This window comes from Bacillus sp. Root920, from assembly GCF_001429445.1.
Lineage (GTDB): Bacteria > Bacillota > Bacilli > Bacillales > Bacillaceae > Bacillus > Bacillus safensis.
Genome location: NZ_LMJV01000008.1, coordinates 231,464 through 246,154, shown reverse-complemented (window position 1 = coordinate 246,154; position 14,691 = coordinate 231,464). Strand labels below are relative to the sequence as shown.

16 protein-coding genes and 1 pseudogene are annotated in these 14,691 nt (G+C 39.9%); 8 read left to right on the top strand and 9 right to left on the bottom strand.

Annotation, left to right across the window (positions count from 1 at the left end; all coding sequences use genetic code 11):
- Window positions 1-10: 10 nt before the first annotated feature.
- Window positions 11-334 carry a carboxymuconolactone decarboxylase family protein gene (locus ASE42_RS14870; RefSeq protein ID WP_056767722.1) on the bottom strand — a complete coding sequence of 108 codons (324 nt, stop codon included), beginning with the start codon at window positions 332-334 and terminating at the stop codon, window positions 11-13.
- Window positions 335-360: 26 nt separating this feature from the next.
- On the bottom strand, window positions 361-750 hold the full coding sequence (locus ASE42_RS14865; protein WP_056767718.1) for a tautomerase family protein: 390 nt from the start codon (window positions 748-750) through the stop codon (window positions 361-363).
- A gap of 111 nt (window positions 751-861) precedes the next feature.
- Here ASE42_RS14865 and ASE42_RS14860 point away from each other — a divergent pair, with 111 nt between their 5' ends.
- Complete coding sequence (locus ASE42_RS14860) at window positions 862-1,746, top strand: LysR family transcriptional regulator (RefSeq protein WP_034623179.1); 885 nt, start codon at window positions 862-864, stop codon at window positions 1,744-1,746.
- Window positions 1,747-1,776: 30 nt separating this feature from the next.
- On the opposite strand, the gene ASE42_RS14855 is transcribed toward ASE42_RS14860, so the two are convergent.
- The 4 genes from ASE42_RS14855 to ASE42_RS14840 all read right to left on the bottom strand — a co-directional run bounded on the left by ASE42_RS14855 (window position 1,777) and on the right by ASE42_RS14840 (window position 5,861).
- Complete coding sequence (locus ASE42_RS14855; RefSeq protein ID WP_056767715.1) at window positions 1,777-2,190, bottom strand: DUF6508 domain-containing protein; 414 nt, start codon at window positions 2,188-2,190, stop codon at window positions 1,777-1,779.
- 166 nt (window positions 2,191-2,356) lie between these two features.
- Entirely contained in the window at window positions 2,357-3,115 is a 759-nt protein-coding gene (locus ASE42_RS14850; RefSeq protein ID WP_034623173.1) for a methyltransferase domain-containing protein, read from the bottom strand.
- Between the two features lie 388 nt (window positions 3,116-3,503).
- The gene (gene rlmD, locus ASE42_RS14845; protein WP_025093501.1) at window positions 3,504-4,889 is read right to left on the bottom strand and encodes a 23S rRNA (uracil(1939)-C(5))-methyltransferase RlmD; all 1,386 of its coding nucleotides are present in this window, start codon (window positions 4,887-4,889) and stop codon (window positions 3,504-3,506) included.
- Window positions 4,890-4,991: 102 nt separating this feature from the next.
- A complete protein-coding gene (locus ASE42_RS14840) occupies window positions 4,992-5,861 on the bottom strand; it encodes a DNA-3-methyladenine glycosylase family protein (RefSeq protein ID WP_056767712.1) in 870 nt (289 codons plus the stop codon).
- Between the two features lie 434 nt (window positions 5,862-6,295).
- Between ASE42_RS14840 and ASE42_RS14835 the strand changes: the two genes are divergently transcribed.
- The 3 genes and pseudogenes from ASE42_RS14835 (at window position 6,296) to ASE42_RS14825 (ending at window position 8,428) form a co-directional block, all read left to right on the top strand.
- Window positions 6,296-6,805, top strand: coding sequence for a hypothetical protein (locus ASE42_RS14835; RefSeq protein WP_024425256.1), 510 nt, complete (start codon window positions 6,296-6,298; stop codon window positions 6,803-6,805).
- Between the two features lie 133 nt (window positions 6,806-6,938).
- Entirely contained in the window at window positions 6,939-7,898 is a 960-nt protein-coding gene (gene corA / locus ASE42_RS14830) for a magnesium/cobalt transporter CorA (RefSeq protein WP_025093503.1), read from the top strand.
- A gap of 33 nt (window positions 7,899-7,931) precedes the next feature.
- A pseudogene (locus ASE42_RS14825) lies at window positions 7,932-8,428 on the top strand (DUF2716 domain-containing protein).
- A 34-nt stretch (window positions 8,429-8,462) separates the two neighbouring features.
- Here ASE42_RS14825 and pdaA read toward each other — a convergent pair.
- The gene (pdaA, locus tag ASE42_RS14820) at window positions 8,463-9,254 is read right to left on the bottom strand and encodes a delta-lactam-biosynthetic de-N-acetylase (RefSeq protein WP_024425259.1); all 792 of its coding nucleotides are present in this window, start codon (window positions 9,252-9,254) and stop codon (window positions 8,463-8,465) included.
- Window positions 9,255-9,355: 101 nt separating this feature from the next.
- The gene (locus tag ASE42_RS14815; protein ID WP_056767709.1) at window positions 9,356-9,547 is read right to left on the bottom strand and encodes an SE1561 family protein; all 192 of its coding nucleotides are present in this window, start codon (window positions 9,545-9,547) and stop codon (window positions 9,356-9,358) included.
- Between the two features lie 146 nt (window positions 9,548-9,693).
- On the opposite strand from ASE42_RS14815, the gene yfkAB reads away from it, so the two are divergent.
- From yfkAB to ASE42_RS14795, 4 genes are all read left to right on the top strand, one after another.
- A complete protein-coding gene (gene yfkAB / locus ASE42_RS14810) occupies window positions 9,694-10,815 on the top strand; it encodes a radical SAM/CxCxxxxC motif protein YfkAB (protein WP_024425845.1) in 1,122 nt (373 codons plus the stop codon).
- Window positions 10,816-10,822: 7 nt separating this feature from the next.
- Window positions 10,823-11,659 carry a mechanosensitive ion channel family protein gene (locus ASE42_RS14805; protein ID WP_056767706.1) on the top strand — a complete coding sequence of 279 codons (837 nt, stop codon included), beginning with the start codon at window positions 10,823-10,825 and terminating at the stop codon, window positions 11,657-11,659.
- A gap of 221 nt (window positions 11,660-11,880) precedes the next feature.
- Window positions 11,881-12,600, top strand: a complete 720-nt coding sequence (locus ASE42_RS14800) for a YebC/PmpR family DNA-binding transcriptional regulator (RefSeq protein WP_024425262.1) — start codon at window positions 11,881-11,883, stop codon at window positions 12,598-12,600.
- A 104-nt stretch (window positions 12,601-12,704) separates the two neighbouring features.
- A complete protein-coding gene (locus tag ASE42_RS14795) occupies window positions 12,705-13,808 on the top strand; it encodes a restriction endonuclease (protein WP_052470330.1) in 1,104 nt (367 codons plus the stop codon).
- A gap of 59 nt (window positions 13,809-13,867) precedes the next feature.
- On the opposite strand, the gene ASE42_RS14790 is transcribed toward ASE42_RS14795, so the two are convergent.
- Window positions 13,868-14,650, bottom strand: a complete 783-nt coding sequence (locus tag ASE42_RS14790; RefSeq protein WP_024425268.1) for a YfkD famly protein — start codon at window positions 14,648-14,650, stop codon at window positions 13,868-13,870.
- Window positions 14,651-14,691: the final 41 nt, after the last annotated feature.

The following is a 14,691-nucleotide window of genomic DNA, read 5'->3' as shown; positions in this document are numbered from 1 at the left end:
TTGATGAACTTTATTCGTCCTCCAAAATATGTTTAGCCGCTTCTAGTGCTGAAGCTGCTTTAGGCCATCCGATATAAAAACTAAGATGAGTGATGACTTCAATCAATTCGTTCTTCGTGACACCATTTTCTTTGGCAAGATGTAAATGGTATTCCAGCTGATTCAGGCTGCCCGTACTTACTAAAGCTGAGACTGTAATCATACTGCGATCTCTAAGAGAAAGTTCCTCTCTTCTCCACAAATCTCCAAAGAGAACTTTTTCTGAATACTCAACAAATGCTGGGGCAAAATCTCCGAGAGTGAATTTTACAGTTGGCTTGATTGGTTGATGCATAGCTATTTCCCCTTTCATTCGTTCTGTTACTTGATCATCTGCGCAAGTCCTTCTCCAAAGGACCAATTCTCCACCCCTGTCTCATACAGCATAATGAATACATTTTCTTTCGGGATATGAAGCTGGCAATACAACTGTTCAGCTATTTCCTTATATAAAGACTGCTTCTGCTCCTCGGTTCTTCCTGCACCACATGTAATTTGGATATATAAAAGACGATGATCTCTTTCATGACGAAGAAGATAATGGGGATCATAAAAAAATTCTTCTTTCTTATGTGAACTGAATACCTGAAAGTAGTCTTTTTTAGGAACTTGAAATTCTTTCATCAGAGCCTTCATGATCGTTTGACTAACAGAAGCTAAGCTTTCTGTATCGTACGCATTTTCCATATAGCTGACTTTTACAAATGGCATGAATGTCATCTCCTTTTTTCTATCTACATTCATTTTACATCCTAATACTTGTTTTATATAATTGAATAATATATAAAATTGTATTCATAAAATGAATGGAGATTATTAGAAATGGACTTAAAAGAGTTAAAAGCATTTCAAGCCATCATTCAGGAAGGGACATTCTCAAAAGCCGCTCAAAAATTGAATTATGCACAGTCAACCATAACGAATCAGATCAAACGATTAGAGAAGGAGTTAGGATTTCAATTGTTTGTAAGAGGATGGGAGGCTGAATTAACCCCTTCAGGACAATTGTTTGCCAAAGAGATTGATCAGCTGATACTCCATTGGCATTTTGTATTAGAGCAATCACAAAAACTCCAAAAAGAAGAAATCGGAACCTTGAATATAGGCGTCATAGAACCAATTGCTGCTACTATTCTTCCTTCCGTCCTTCAAACATTCAGGAGGCAAAAACCGAATATCACATGCCACTTTATCATTGGTAATACAGACTTTCTTCACAAGCTTCTGCTCAAGGGAGAGCTCGATTTTGCCATTTCAGGGGAACCAGTGATGAATACACTTCCGTTTGAGGAGTTGTACAAGGAGGAAATGTCTTTTATTATCGCAAAACAGCAGGCAGATCAAGTTGGACCGATTTCATTGATCAAGGATCTTTATGAACAGCCTTTGATTATTGGCGGGGAAAGTTGTTTATATCACATAAAATTACAAAAGGAACTCTCAAGAATAAATGTGGAGCCGTTCACTTACACCATCAGCCAGATTTCAGCGATTCCATCATTTCTAAAAAAATTCCCCTCTGTCGGAGTTGTTCTTTCTTCTACTCTATTGTCAGACGAATTTGTGAAAGTTCCAATTGAAATGGAAGACCCTTTTATCCCAATAGGAATCTTAACTCATAAGGAACGCCATCTCTCTCTGGAAAACACCAAGCAGCTGCTGCTTGATCTATTTCGTCAAGAAGTGGAGCAATTCACATGCTCGTAATCTCGTTTCAAAAATAAAAAAACCTAGATGTCATACATCTAGGTTTTTCAATCTTTCAATCCATTTTAAGATGGCTCCACTTTTAAAAGAATCGAATATGGCACCATCGCAAAACCGCTCAGCACTCACCACTCCCATGATGAGAGCAAATACACACTGCGCATTTAAATGTGAGAGGTCCACATTCTCGATTTCGTTCAATCCACCTTCAATGCCATTTTCTTTGAGGATTTCTCTGTAGCGGATAAGCTCCAGCTCTTGATGTTGTTCTGCAAAGGTATAGATATCTTCGATAAAGCGTTGGACCGTTTCGGAATAATGCACAAAAGGCATCTGGATTGGGCGTTCAGCTGTTCCATCATTTTCTTGATCGATCACCCATTCTCCGATATGATCCTCGCGGAGCATCGGTATGTATTTTGTTAGACTATCAAATTGGCTCATCGTTATCCTCCTCTATTTTTAGAATGCTTTCAAGCCCGACAATAATAAAAGGAAACATATGATCAACTGAATCGTACGTTTTATTATTTTTCATCTTTTGTTTCATGGTGGCATCTATTCAAAATTAGGCTGGAGCCTTCAAATATATCAAAGGCTCCATTTCCAACTAAACTGCTTTAGCTAATATAATAAATCTGTGTTGTTTTGCGTCAAAATAACCCTTTTGTTCAATGATTTTATGAATGGTGTATAATTCATCCTTGAAATTACTTATTTCAAAACCTGGCACTTGCCAAGAAATTGCTTTCAGATAATACACCAATGCTCCGATATCATAAAATCTTTGAATAGGGAACTCTTCTGCACTTTTCAACACCTCAAAATGATTCTCCTGTATTTCGTTTAAAGCTTTCTTTAAGTTCCAATCAATAAAATCTTTATTTATTGGTACCCTTAGATTCTCATTAATCTCTATGCAATCGAGTCCACCGACTTGTTGAGTTAGAAAAATACCTTCTTTCGAGATAATTCTTCTCACCTCTTTAGATGAAAATGACTCATGTTGATTGATGATAAGATCAAATTTTCCAGTCTCAAACGGAAGATTTCCATCATTAGAAATTTGAACTACCTTCACTCCTAAGGGTGTTAATCGTTCTTTTGCGATAGGTACATTAGGCAAGTAACCTTCTGTAGCATAAACTGACGTTGGAAAAGGTCTTAATTTTGATAAAAACTCTCCACCACCTGTTCCCATGTCCAGCATTGATTTTGCATTTTGAACAAGAGAAGTAGCTATACTACCATATGACCATGAAAGCAGCTCACTTTTCATTCTTCCAGTTTCAGATATGAATGAGAAATCCCACCCAACAAAAGGTTCATCTGCTTGTTTTATAAATGAAGAAAACTGTTTGGCATTCATCATAATCCCTCCAATTATCATTTTGAGTTTAATGATTAAATATTTGGCGGGCCTCTTACGAATGTATAAAGTTGTTATTTTTCATGTTCTTTCAGTCTCATATTGAATCACTCCCATTAAAATACTTAAAATTATATTTAAAGAGCACCTTGCCGAAGACCTTGATTTTATATTCATCCAGCTGATAATTGCGTGAGACATAAGTTGTTTTGAGAATCGAGAGTACATGATGGGTGTCTCACTATAGAGAACTAAGTACAATAAGAACCCGAATAGGAAAAATAGATTGTTAGTTAAAGTAAAACCCCTCCTGTTGGAAGGGTTTTTATCATTTAGATACTGCCTTTTCTATTGCTGGTTTCGGTCCATCATAGCTGTTATTTCCTTTTTATTTAAGAGATAAAGACACCACACACTCCACATGCGCGGTATGCGGAAACATATCAACTGGCTGCATGTATTCGATCTTGTAGTCTTTTGACATGTATTGAAGGTCTTTTGCTAGTGTGGATGGGTTGCAAGAGACGTAGACAAAGCGTTTTGGTTTGACTTGTTTGACGGTGTCTAAGAAGGTGCGTTCGCAGCCTGTTCTTGGCGGGTCGACGACGATGACGTCAGGACGGAAGCCTTCTTTGACCCATTTTGGCAGCCAATGTTCAGCTGTTCCTGTCACATAGGTCGCGTTTTTCATGCCGTGTTTTTTGGCATTTTTCTTGGCATCATCAATCGATTCTTTGATGACATCCATTCCTCGTACTTCTTTGGCGCCATCTGAGAGCCACATCCCAATGGTCCCAACACCGCAATACGCATCGACAACCTTTTCTTTTCCAGTCAGTTTGGCCGCTTTTTTCGCTTCATCGTAAAGCTTTAGCGTCTGCTTTGGATTCAATTGGAAGAAAGCACGAGCACTCAATTCAAAGGAGACGTCTCCTAAAAATTCTTGAATGACCATATTGCCAGCTAGGTGAGATGTTTTATGGCCGAAGATGACTGATGTTTTTTCTCCATTGATATTGTGCATAATGGACGTCACTTCAGGCAGACGTTTTTGAATGGCTTCTGCGATTTCTTTTTTCTTTGGAAATTCAGGTTTTGATGTGACAAGAACGACTTGTACTTCACCTGTTTCAAAGCCGACACGCACGACAATCGAGCGTACGTCACCTTTTCTTGTCCGTTCATTGTAGACCGATACGCCGAATTTCTCTAAAATTTTGCGGACAACGCCTGTTGTTTTGTTCGTTTTTGGATGCTGCACGATACATTCCTTGATCGGTACAAGCTTATGGGAATTTAGTCCATAAAGTCCTGCAATGATGTCTCCGCTGTGAGAACGTCCTACTTGGAACTGACTTTTGTTTCGGTAATGCCACGGATCTTCCATACCGATCGTTGGCCGAATATCAAGCTTTTCAACCGCTAGCTTTGTATGGCGCTCCATTGATTGAATGACAATATCACGCTTTTCATTTAGCTGCTGCTCATACGCCAAATGCTGAAGCTGACAGCCGCCGCACTGTTCGTATACTGGGCATGGCGGTTTGACTCGATGCTCGGAGCGCTTTCGCACTTTCCTCACTGTACCTTCTGCATATTTTGCTTGGACATTCGTTGCTTCAACCACCACTTCCTCACCTGGAAGCGCACCTGGAACAAAGACCACTTGCTTTTTAAAATAACCGACCCCTTCACCATTAATGCCAAGGCGTTTAATGGTAAGTGGGAACTGCTGTCCCTTTTGCAAAAGGGCACCTTGCTGTTTTTCTTTCACTTTATTCTCTCCGTTCTATTTAAAACCTTAATAGGTTGTCTTCATTTTATTCCATCTCATTAGTATACCACGTCTTAGACAAAGAGAGAAAATGCCTTTCATTTATTTATCTGTCTCAATGCTTCTCCATAAATATAAAGAAGCGTAGCTTAAATATGGGGTCCATTCCTTGCTTAGCGCTGCCATCTCTTCTTTTGTCGGTTTTTCAGGCAGGTCAAAGTGACGTTTGATTGCGTTTTGAATGCCGATATCTGCCATCGGAAAAAGATTTGGTCTTCCAAGCCCATTCATAAGCACATTTTGAACTGTCCAAGGTCCAATCCCTCTAATCGGAAGCAATCGCTCTTCCACCTCCAAATCAGATAAATCGTGTAATTCCTCCAAACAAAGTGAGCCGCTCACAATTCGTTTCGATACATCGATGACATATTCTGCTTTTCGCTGACTAAATTGAAGCTTTCTCAAATCATCTGTTTCAAGAGAGGCAATGGTTTCTGGTAAAGGATCAAACCATACACCTTCTATTTGCTCGCCGTACGTATGGACAAATCGTTTCGTGAGCTCGTAAGCAAACGAAAGATTAAGCTGCTGATGAATGATACATTTCATTAAACAATGATATAAATGAAAATCCAGCATGAGCGGCGTTCCGATATGCTGCTCAAAAATGGGCGCTAGATTGGTTTGAGAAAAATGGTCTTGAATCATGTGTAATTGATGCTCCATGCCAAATATCCGTTTCACCTCAGAAAGAAGGGGTTCCTCTGGGCCGTTTGCCCGCACCCGAAACATAGGCGCATCCTTTGTTCCAGTAGCTTGAACGATGACCACGTACGGTTTTTGCTCTAATCTGATCGACACTTTGATTTCTCTTTGACTCAAATCGACTGCTTTTAATGGATCACTTGATAAGCGTCTAAGCACTTGATCGAAATGATACGGCGGCTCTACTGCAAGCTGTTTTTCCCACATACATGTTCTCTTCCTTTCTGCAAACATACGCAGATGTGATTGTTTCATTTTGCATGAATGATTCTCTAGATTGAATACTTTTAAACATAAAGAGTACAAGAATTTATCAGTTATATCTTCCTTATTTGTGGTCATTCTCCTTTTGGATAGATGAAAGTTTTTAGTCGAATTCAGCTAAAATTCGACAGCATCCTTCAACATTTTAGGCTCATTTTCCTTAAATTAGAAATAGAACCTCTGGGTGATATCTTCCATTCCAGAAATATTTGTATAATTATGACATATCAAGGAGGTGAACAAAGAAATTAGCGGATTAGGCAATCATTTGTTTTATCTTGCAGGAACATATTTACCTCATTGATGACCGGCTTCACTTAGTTTCACATTTTACAAAAAAGAAGACCCAAAATTTAAAAACAAAGGAGATCCGACCAATGAAAAAAACAATTCTTTCTGTTGCCCTTGCCACTGCTGTTTCTTCGACACTGCCAGTATTCGCTGACGCTGCTGAGCCAAAAACTTCAGCACCTGTTTCTACTACACTTCAGCAAACTGTCTTAAACAAAGCTGCTGAAGGTAAAGCATCTACAACTGCAGGAAACGTTAATATTAACTTTGATGTACTTGGTATTGCAAATGCATTAATCAATGCTGCAAATGCTAACACAAACCGTGAAGGCTTTGTCAAAGGATTAATGGAGTCTGCTTTCTATGCTGCTGGCGCAAAATACAATGTCATGGTATTTAACTTAAGCCAAGGTTATGAGACTCGTTTCAACGGCGTCAAAACGTTTGCTACTGTGAAATACGGAAGTATTACGTACGGAGTCTGGGTATTCGAAAATGGATCTTTCACAAACAAAGGTGACGGCGGCTACATCAACTGGGCATTTAGAGGCTGGTTCGACCGTAATGGTGGTTTCGTCAACTTCCGTCGTCCTTAATTCTCGGTTTTATCCATCAATCATACACGCACATTGAACCGATCTCAAAAATGAGATCGGCTTTTTTTATGAAGAAAACGTATAAGTTCACCGGTGCTGCTTCATGATATAATGCAAGTCTGGAGGGGTGCACATGCTGAGAAAACTTGCAGTGACAAAAAACGGCGACTTGATTGAACATGCAACATTGCAGCAGCTTTCAAGCCCCGATATCGCCTGGTATTGGATTGATTTTCATGCGCCAACGGAAAAGGAAGCAGCGCTTTTAAAGGAATATTTTCATTTCCATCCGCTTGCGATTGAAGATTGTTTTCATTATTTACAGCGGCCCAAGCTTGATTTTTATGAAGGGTATTTGTTTTTCGTGCTGCATGCCCTTAATCAAAAAACGCTTCGTTCTGAGGAAGTCGATCTGTTTGTTGGTGAAAACTATATCGTGACCTTTCATTTGAAGGAAGCGCCGTACGTTGAACGTGTGATTCGAAAGCTCAAAGGGTCTGATAAAGCGAGAAACAGCGGACCTGAGCATATTGCCTACATGCTGATTGATCAGCTTGTTGATGATTATTTCCCTATTATTTATCAAATTGAAGACAGGCTGAATGAAATTGAGGATGAAGAAGGGCATAAAACGTATGGCACGTTGATGAACGAAGTATTCGGGATTCGTTCAGATTTACTCAAACTGCGAAGAACGATTATCCCGATGAGGGACCTTTTATATCGTATTGTGAACACGAATATGATGAAGAGCGATACAAACCGTCAAGCGTATTTTAATGATATTTATGATCATCTATTAAAACTAACCGAAATTGTTGAGTCAAACCGTGATATGACAGCCGATTTACGAGACAGCTATCAGACGCTGAATTCCAACCGGATGAATGCGATCATGATGACATTGACCATTGTGTCGACCATTTTTATTCCACTGACCTTTATTGTTGGGGTGTACGGAATGAACTTTGACAACATGCCTGAATTACATTGGAAATATGGCTATTTTGGCGTGCTGATTTTCATGGGTCTCCTCGTCTCGGGGATGCTTTTGTGGTTTAAACATAAAGGGTGGTTTAGGATTTTTAAATAGTGTTTTGAGAGAAGTGCTTGGGAGGAAGATCATATGGAAAACTGGATTCCACTGAAAGACAAAGAATTAAAATTCGCCTGGAAGACATTTGCTCGAGAGTTCAAATTTAAACCAAGCATCTCTCGCTTTCCTGCTTTTCAAGCACCCTCTCCTTACATCACATATGATATCTCTGCTTATTTTGAGGACTCTTCTCTTCTACATACAGATGAAGATCTTGAAAAAAAGGCACTGCTCTCTTTTCAGGAGAATATCACCGGAACGGACGAATATATGCTGGCACTTGATTGGCAGCACGAATGCTACCCTGGATCACACCATATGGCTTGTTTGAAAAAGATGAATTTGGAGAATGGAAAATTCCTGTTCTCCCTAATGGGGATTACTATTTCTTTTTATCAAAAGAAATGGATTGGGGACTGCTAGGACATCCTTGGGAGCAAAGCATCACAGTTTTCGGGGAGGGCTTGATTGACTCTTTTTCACGTCATCATCCTCTTTTGTTTCAGCGTAAAATCAGAGAGGGATAATTAAAAAGCCTGCAGGTCTTCTGCAGGCTTCTTTCTATAGCTGTGGCAGATGCCATACTTTTTCAAGCATGAGATCGTCTAGACTTTTAAAGGAATATCCTTGTTTTTTCAGAGCGGTGATGGCATCATCCAGCGCTTCGGCATTGTCTCTTGAGACGGTATGAAGTAAGTAAATGGCTCCTGGGTGCGCCTGCTTCATCATTTGATCGTAAGCATACTGTTTTCCTTTTTGATGATGGATATGCCAGTCCACAAACGCCACTGACCAGAAAACGGTTTGGTAGCCGAGCTGTTTTGTTTCTTTTAATACCCGTTCACTGAACACACCGCGCGGCGGACGAAGATAGAGGTTATCTTGTTTTCCTGTGATTTTGTACACAGCTTCATTGACACGGTCCAGTTCTTCTTTGATTTCTTTCGTGCTCTTTGTTGTTAAATCTGGATGATGATAGGAATGGTTGCCAATGATATGACCTTCTTCTGCCATACGTTTGACAAGCCCGGGCTGGTCCTTTACAAAGTGACCTGTCACAAAAAAGGTGCCTGGTACTTGATGTTTTTTCAGCACGTCTAAGATCTTGGGCGTGTACCCATTTTCATAGCCATTGTCAAAGGTAAAATAAATCTCTTTCTTTTTCGTGTTGCCTAAATAGAACGCATCATACTTTTTTAAGAGTGCCGTTAATTCTTTGCCCGCATCTGGCGGCCTGTGCTCTTTACTTTTCGCAAATCCCCAGTGGATGGGCTTATTAGACACGGCTTCCGCTTCTGAGAGAGGCATGGAAACAAAAAGCGCACATAAACAGATCAGCATGTATTTTTTCATTTACGTCACTTCCCGGTTTTTCTTCTATTGTGCAGAATAAGACCAAGACTCATACACCGATTCACCTGCCAATTTAAAGAAAAAAGCCCGCATCGCGCGAGCTATTCTTCCTTCCAATCGTTTTTAAACCGTTCATATTTCGCTTCCAGGTCATCAATCATCTGGAGCAGTCTGTCTATATCCTCAACGTCTGTTGATTCGGGATCTAATGAATCAATCACATTCATAAACATATCTAATCGGTTCTTTAAATAATCAACCTGCTGCTCTTTGCTGTCTGCTGCCTTACCCATCGATACACTCCCTTTAGCATTTGTTTATAGCTTATCTTTTTTTCCCTTGCAAATCAATTGTGTCCCCCTTGCGTATAACCGTGATGAGGCTTAAAATTAACTGTTGGCGGGTCTACGTTTGCCCGAATGAAAAGGAGATAGATACCATGAACCAAAAAACAGCACTTCGTCCGATTACACCTGCATACGACCCCTGGGAAGCCTATCTCGATGTGCAGGATTACGGAGAAATGAAGCTGACAAATATTGAATTTACGACAACAACACTGTGTAACATGAGATGCGAGCATTGTGCGGTCGGCTATACCTTACAGCCTAAGGATCCGAATGCGCTGCCGATTGATTTGTTACTTCGCCGTTTAGATGAAGTTCCGCTTCTGCGCTCACTTAGTATTACAGGCGGAGAGCCCATGCTTTCTCTTAAATCTGTACGGGAATATGTCGTCCCTTTATTAAAGTATGCCCATGAACGCGGCGTCCGTACACAGATCAATTCAAATTTAACCCTTGATTTGGCCCGGTATGAAGAAATTATTCCATACTTAGATGTCCTTCACATTTCACATAACTGGGGCACTGTCGAAGAGTTTGCAACAGTCGGCTTTGCCATGATGGATCGAAAACCAACCTTTGAGCAGCGCGAGAAATTATTTAACCGCATGATTGAAAATAGTCAGGCACTTGTCAAAGCGGGCGTAACCGTATCCGCTGAAACCATGCTGAATAAGCGTACGCTTCCATATATCGAACACATCCACCGGCAAATCGTCGAGGAAATGAAATGCCAGCGCCACGAAGTTCACCCGATGTATCCAAGCGATTTCGCCAGCGCCCTTGAATCATTGACGCTTCCGCAAATGCGGGATGCGATTCATCAGCTGCTTGATATTCGTGATCAAAACACCTGGATGCTGTTTGGCACCCTGCCGTTTTATTCATGCAGCACAGATGAAGAAGACCAGCGACTCCTCAACCGATTGCGCCAGGAGAAAAATGTCACGGTACGAAATGACCCTGATGGACGTTCACGGTTGAATGTGAATATTTTTGATGGGAATATTATTGTGACAGACTTTGGCGATACACCGCCGCTTGGAAACATTGCAACTGATACATTGCAATCAGCCTATACACGCTGGATGAACACAAAATTAGCAAAAGAACTGAATTGTCATTGCCCAAGCGTGCAGTGCCTCGGTCCGAATGTTCTAGTGAAAAACAGCTATTATCAAGATGTTGATTTTACTTCTCGTACAGCCAGGGGGTAACCGATAGATGGACGATACATTTCTGACAGTGGTCAAAAATAAATATATTGAAATTCTCCTTGTTGGACTCGTTCTTTGGCTTGCCGTCTTTATGATTAACAAAGCCCTTCAAATTTTCTTTAAACGAACTGAGTTTATAGAGGACAAGAAGAAGAAAACGATCGAGAGCTTGGTCAAATCGGTCACGCAATACACCGCTTCGATTTGCTTTGTGCTCTATGTCATTTCTCTGTTCTTTCATGACTTTGGGAAAATTCTTGCGGGTGCTGGTGTCGCTGGGATCGTCATCGGTTTTGGCGCACAGACGCTGATTCGTGATATTTTAGCAGGCGTTTTTCTTATCTATGAACGTCAGATTCATAAAGGGGATTATGTGACGGTGAATAACCTCTTTAATGGAACCATTGAAGAGATTGGTCTCCGCTCTCTGCAAATTAGAGAATGGAGCGGCAAGCTGTTAACCATTTCTAACGGAGATATCCGTCAAATCCAAAACTATAACATGCACTACATGCGGATTACGGAATCTGTGTTAATTAGCGCGAATCAAAACCCTGATATCGCCTTTCAAGCACTTGAATCAGCATGTGACAATTTAAATCAAATGCATCATGATTTTCTTAAAAAAGATGAATTCCAAAACGCCATTGAACCCTTTCAGGTTCATGGAATTATGGGCTTGAATAAGCTGAATCGCGGGATTGAAATCACAGTAAAGGGAATGGTCGAAGACGAAAAATACTTCGAAGCCGCCCTTGCTGTGCGAAAAGAAATGATCAAACAACTTTATCAGCATGATGTCAAATTGCTTGAGGATCTCGCTTACCCTCAGCCTGCAAAATAACCTCATTTATGATGGGGTTATTTTTTTATATACAAGTTGCCGGGCTGACTCGGGCTTGCGAGAAACTTGGAACACTTGAACATTCGCTAACAATTCTTTTCATTTCAGCCCTCTTACTTCTATCCTCTTGACTGATTCATGTATAATAGATAGCAGAATGATTTCATGCAGCATGGGGACCCTCATACTGTGTATTTTCTAAGTGAAAGAGAGTGAATAAGATGGGTCGTAAGTGGAACAACATTAAAGAAAAGAAAGCATCAAAGGATGCTAGTACAAGTCGTATTTACGCAAAATTCGGGCGTGAAATCTATGTGGCTGCCAAACAAGGTGAGCCAAATCCAGAATCAAACCAAGCACTTCGTTTTGTCCTAGAACGTGCAAAAACATATAGTGTCCCAAAACATATTGTGGACCGTGCCATTGAAAAAGCCAAAGGCGGTGCGGAAGAGAACTTCGATGAGCTGCGCTACGAAGGATTTGGTCCAAACGGATCAATGGTCATCGTTGATGCCCTCACCAATAACGTAAACCGTACAGCTTCAGATGTTCGAGCAGCATTTGGGAAAAACGGTGGAAACATGGGCGTAAGCGGCTCTGTTGCCTACATGTTCGACGAAACAGCTGTCATCGGTGTCGAAGGAAAAAGTGAAGAAGAAACGCTTGAGCTTTTAATGGAAGCAGACGTTGATGTACGTGACATCATGGAAGAAGATGAAACGGTGATCGTGTACGCTGAACCAGATCAATTCCATCAAGTACAAGAAGCATTCAAACAAGCCGGCGTAGAAGAATTCACTGTCGCTGAAATCACAATGCTCCCTCAAAACGAAGTGACATTAGATGATGAATCAAAAGCACAATTTGAAAAGCTGATCGATGTTTTAGAAGAGCTTGAAGACGTGCAGCAGGTTTATCATAATGTGGATTTAGGGGAATAAGGAAATTGAGACAGACCTTTTAAAGGTCTGTTTTTTTAAAATAAATAACAGAAATTAAAGGAAATAATGTATAATTTTAATAAAAATAAACAACGAGGTGCTTAATGGAATATTTAACGAAAACGAAGTTATCCGAAGCTGTAGGCTGGTCAGAAAGTGGCGGAAGACGTTGGATTAATTTTTTCCAAGAATATATTCCAAGTGTCAAACGAGGTAATTCAATTTCTTTCACTCAACAATCAGTGGACGCTTTAAAAAGAATTAAGCAACTCAGTGAAATATTTTCAATGAAAGAAATGCAAGAATTATTTATTGATAAAGGCTTTCCTAAGAAGGATACAGATATTAAAGATTTAATTAATAGTTTTAGTTCTAGTACAAATGATATTCCATCTACTAAAAAAATCATCATAACATTTCTTAACGTAATAAAAGATCGTAAACCCTATACCTCTAGTTATATAACAGATGAATTAACTAAGTTGTTTAATTTAACTGAAGAACAAAGATCTCGATCCTACGAAAACAGTAAAGATTCAATTTTTATTACAAGAATACGTAGTGCTAGATACAGTCTTAAAAATTCAAACTATATAGAAGAAATTAGTCAAGCTACATACCAAATAACATCAACAGGTTTAGATTTGTTAGATGATAATCAAAAAGAAATGGAAGAAGAATTAGAAGACATTGAAGAAGTAATTGATCCATTTGAAATTATGTCAGAAAAGTCAGGTGAGTTAAGGAAAGAACTGGCACAATCACTCTTGCAACAGATTAAAAAAGCACATTGGAGAAAGCTCGAATATATAATAGTTGAACTACTTATGGCTATGGGTTATGGCGACGGGAAAATTACTGGTAAAACTAACGATGGTGGTATTGATGGTGTTATAAAAGAAGACAAACTTGGCTTAGATAATATTTATTTACAAGCAAAACGATGGGATAATTCTATAGGTAGAGAACTTGTTCAAAGCTTTTCAGGTGCTCTGGATGACATGGGCGCAAAAAAAGGTGTTTTTATAACTACTTCTCATTTTACTAAAAATGCAATTGATTATGCAGATAGACTACAAAGTAAAAAAATTATCCTAATTGATGGTGAACGATTAGCAAAATTAATGATTGATTACGATATAGGTGTTAATCTAAGGGAGAAATTTATTTTAAAAAAAATTGACTTTAGCTATTTCAATGAGGAGTAAAATAAATATTAACAATTTATAAACAAAGCCTCTTTCATCATGAAAGAGGCTTTGTTTGTTTAATTCATCCCTTGAAACCCAAACGTCAGGTGATCCTGAACAGGTATCCAAGCGCCGATTCCTTGTGAGGTCACGTTTTTTACGACGAGTTTTCGTTTATTTCCTTTTAGCACAAGGTACACTTCACCGTATGTGACCTTACCTTTTTCGTTAATCGCTGGTGCATAGGCATGAAGCGATGCTGCTTTTTTCGGAGAGACGTGGTATGACTGATCTCGTTTTGTTCCTGCACCAATCACGGTGTCAAAAGCGAGGGGCAGCTTTGTTTTTTGAATCGCTTTTTGCATCATCAATGTTTTCACATCTTCTGGGTTCGGCACTTTTGCTGTGAGCCCGCCGCTTACCTTCACTTGCTGCTTTTGAACATATTTTCCAATGGCTGTTTTGTTGCCGCCTCTGTTATCAATGTGGTTCGTATTCACTTTTTTGTATTCCCAGTTGGCGACCGTTTCGTTTGAATCGTAGCTCAGCGCCCATCTCCCGAGGAAAATGGTCGCACGGTATCCAACAGCTAATGGCGTCCCTGAAATGCTGGATTCATTCAGCATTTTAATCAAATGAGTATTCTCGATCGGTACACTTGTTGTTTTGAACAATTCAGCCGTCAGCTCGCTCGGCTGGAGCAGCGGCTGATCCTGTGACGCGTTTGGATACGTATTCTCCTTGGAGATACTGGCGACAGAGGATGGCACTTTAAATGGCTTTGCCGCCTCCGCAGGAAAGCTGTATAGAAAACTTAAGGATAAGAGAACAACAAACATGATGCGGAGCATCTTTTTCATATCATCACTCTTTCTCATTCATTTTTCCATAGTATTTTCCG

Coding starts and splice junctions, on each gene's coding strand:
- ASE42_RS14870 (WP_056767722.1), bottom strand. CDS start 334: ATGCATCAACCAATCAAGCCAACTGTAAAATTCACTCTCGGAGATTTT.
- ASE42_RS14865 (WP_056767718.1), bottom strand. CDS start 750: ATGCCATTTGTAAAAGTCAGCTATATGGAAAATGCGTACGATACAGAA.
- ASE42_RS14860 (WP_034623179.1), top strand. CDS start 862: ATGGACTTAAAAGAGTTAAAAGCATTTCAAGCCATCATTCAGGAAGGG.
- ASE42_RS14855 (WP_056767715.1), bottom strand. CDS start 2,190: ATGAGCCAATTTGATAGTCTAACAAAATACATACCGATGCTCCGCGAG.
- ASE42_RS14850 (WP_034623173.1), bottom strand. CDS start 3,115: ATGAATGCCAAACAGTTTTCTTCATTTATAAAACAAGCAGATGAACCT.
- ASE42_RS14840 (WP_056767712.1), bottom strand. CDS start 5,861: ATGTGGGAAAAACAGCTTGCAGTAGAGCCGCCGTATCATTTCGATCAA.
- ASE42_RS14835 (WP_024425256.1), top strand. CDS start 6,296: ATGAAAAAAACAATTCTTTCTGTTGCCCTTGCCACTGCTGTTTCTTCG.
- corA (WP_025093503.1), top strand. CDS start 6,939: ATGCTGAGAAAACTTGCAGTGACAAAAAACGGCGACTTGATTGAACAT.
- pdaA (WP_024425259.1), bottom strand. CDS start 9,254: ATGAAAAAATACATGCTGATCTGTTTATGTGCGCTTTTTGTTTCCATG.
- ASE42_RS14815 (WP_056767709.1), bottom strand. CDS start 9,547: ATGGGTAAGGCAGCAGACAGCAAAGAGCAGCAGGTTGATTATTTAAAG.
- yfkAB (WP_024425845.1), top strand. CDS start 9,694: ATGAACCAAAAAACAGCACTTCGTCCGATTACACCTGCATACGACCCC.
- ASE42_RS14805 (WP_056767706.1), top strand. CDS start 10,823: ATGGACGATACATTTCTGACAGTGGTCAAAAATAAATATATTGAAATT.
- ASE42_RS14800 (WP_024425262.1), top strand. CDS start 11,881: ATGGGTCGTAAGTGGAACAACATTAAAGAAAAGAAAGCATCAAAGGAT.
- ASE42_RS14795 (WP_052470330.1), top strand. CDS start 12,705: ATGGAATATTTAACGAAAACGAAGTTATCCGAAGCTGTAGGCTGGTCA.
- ASE42_RS14790 (WP_024425268.1), bottom strand. CDS start 14,650: ATGAAAAAGATGCTCCGCATCATGTTTGTTGTTCTCTTATCCTTAAGT.